Source organism: Novosphingobium colocasiae (assembly GCF_014652555.1).
Classification (GTDB): Bacteria; Pseudomonadota; Alphaproteobacteria; order Sphingomonadales; family Sphingomonadaceae; genus Novosphingobium; species Novosphingobium colocasiae.
On the sequence record NZ_BMZA01000041.1, the window covers coordinates 1 to 2,500 of the forward strand.

The window sequence follows — 2,500 nt, forward strand, 5'->3', positions numbered from 1 at the left end:
CCTTCAGGTTATGAGCCTGACGAGCTACCGGGCTGCTCCACCCCGCGTCACCATGTGTGCGTCCTTGAGTGACGCAAAAAGGGCCCTTTTGGGGCCCTTTTGTCTTTGATCATTGTGATGGGTTTTAGCGCGCTGGCTTCAATGCCTGGCGACGACCTACTCTTCCAACGCTTGAGCGTTAGTACCATTGGCGCAGGCGGGTTTCACGGCCGAGTTCGAGATGGGATCGGGTGGGTCACCGCCGCTATGGTCACCAAGCAATGGAGCGAGCGCGCTGTTTTTCAATCGATGGTTATCCCGTGCTTTGTCAGATCGTTTCTGGCTGCTTCATCGTCCGTCATCTTTGACGGCGCTGCTGCTGGCAGGGCTGTCATTGATGGTGGGATTCTCAAGCATGAACAGAGTTATTAGGACCGGTTAGCTTCATGCGTTACCGCACTTCCACACCCGGCCTATCAACGTGATGGTCTATCACGACTCGAAGATACCTAATCTTGAGGGAGGCTTCCCGCTTAGATGCTTTCAGCGGTTATCCCGTCCATGCATAGCTACCCTGCTGCGCGGCTGGCGCCACGACAGGTACACCAGAGGCATGTTCATCCCGGTCCTCTCGTACTAGGGACAACTCCTCTCAAGTATCGACGCCCACGGCAGATAGGGACCAAACTGTCTCGCGACGTTCTGAACCCAGCTCACGTACCACTTTAATTGGCGAACAGCCAAACCCTTGGGACCTGCTCCAGCCCCAGGATGTGATGAGCCGACATCGAGGTGCCAAACGATTCCGTCGATATGAGCTCTTGGGAATCATCAGCCTGTTATCCCCGGCGTACCTTTTATCCGTTGAGCGATGGCCCTTCCACGAGGGACCACCGGATCACTATGACCGACTTTCGTCTCTGCTCGACTCGTCAGTCTCGCAGTCAGGCAGGCTTATGCCATTGCACTCTTGCAGCCGGTTTCCAACCGGCCTGAGCCTACCATCGCGCGCCTCCGTTACTCTTTAGGAGGCGACCGCCCCAGTCAAACTACCCGCCACAGAGGGTCCCCGCACCGGATAACGGTGCTGGGTTAGACATCAGAAAACAACAGGGTGGTATTTCACCTATGGCTCCACGACAGCTGGCGCCGTCGCTTCAAAGCCTCCCACCTATGCTACACAATTCCTTCCTAATGCCACTCTGAAGCTGCAGTAAAGGTGCACGGGGTCTTTCCGTCTAACCGCGGGTACTCCGCATCTTCACGGAGAATTCAATTTCGCTGAGCATATCCTGGAGACAGTGGGGAAGTCGTTACGCCATTCGTGCAGGTCGGAACTTACCCGACAAGGAATTTCGCTACCTTAGGACCGTTATAGTTACGGCCGCCGTTTACTCGGGCTTCAATTCGGAGCTTGCACTCCTCCTCTTAACCTTCGAGCACCGGGCAGGCGTCACACCCTATACGTCGTCTTGAAGCCGACTTAGCAGAGTGCTGTGTTTTTGCTAAACAGTCGCTACCCCCTGGCCTGTGCCCCCCGACAGTGCTTGCGCATAGCCGGGGCCTCCTTCTTCCGAAGGTACGGAGGCAATTTGCCGAGTTCCTTCAGGATACTTCTCTCAAGCGCCTTGGTATACTCTACCTGACCACCTGTGTCGGTTTCGGGTACGGTCTATACGGTGGGGCTATTTCCTGGAACCACGTGAAAGCACAACCAATCCAATAAGGTTGTACAATGTAAGTGATCCGTCACACACCACCAGGCCCACGAATATTAACGTGGTTCCCATCGACTACCCCCTTCGGGCTCGTCTTAGGGGCCGGCTCACCCTGCTCAGATTAGCTTTAAGCAGGAACCCTTGGTCTTTCGGCGAGAGGGCATCTCACCCTCTTTGTCGCTACTCATGTCAGCATTCGCACTTCCGATACGTCCACGGCCCATTACCAGACCGCTTCACTCGCTTACGGAACGCTCCGCTACCGCGTGATCCGAAGATCACACCCTAAGCTTCGGCGCATCACTTGAGCCCCGTTACATTTTCGCCGCAGGAACCCTTATTTAGACCAGTGAGCTGTTACGCTTTCTTTAAAGGATGGCTGCTTCTAAGCCAACCTCCTGGTTGTTTTGGGATTCCCACATGCTTTCCCACTTAGTGATGACTTGGGGGCCTTAGCTGTAGGTTAGGGCTGTTTCCCTTTTGACGACGGACCTTAGCACCCGCCGTCTGTCTGCCGGACTAGACTCGTTGGTATTCGGAGTTTGGTTAGAATTGGTAGATCTCGCGACCCCCGCATCCATCCAGTGCTCTACCCCCAACGGCAAATATCCGACGCTCTACCTCAATAGATTTCGCGGAGAACCAGCTATTTCCCGGCTTGATTGGCCTTTCACCCCTAAACACAACTCATCCGAGAATTTTTCAACATTCACCGGTTCGGTCCTCCAGTGCGTGTTACCGCACCTTCAACCTGGTCATGCCTAGATCGCCGGGTTTCGGGTCTAATACATCAAACTCAGTCG

The 2,500-nt window shown here is 54.8% G+C and carries 2 rRNA genes (1 of these 2 cut by a window edge); both read right to left on the bottom strand.

The window, feature by feature from the left end:
• Positions 1-143 precede the first annotated feature (143 nt).
• Positions 144-258 (bottom strand): 5S ribosomal RNA (rrf, locus tag IE122_RS17895).
• A 129-nt stretch (positions 259-387) separates the two neighbouring features.
• Positions 388-2,500: ribosomal RNA gene (locus tag IE122_RS17900) — 23S ribosomal RNA — on the bottom strand; it runs 680 nt beyond the window's last position.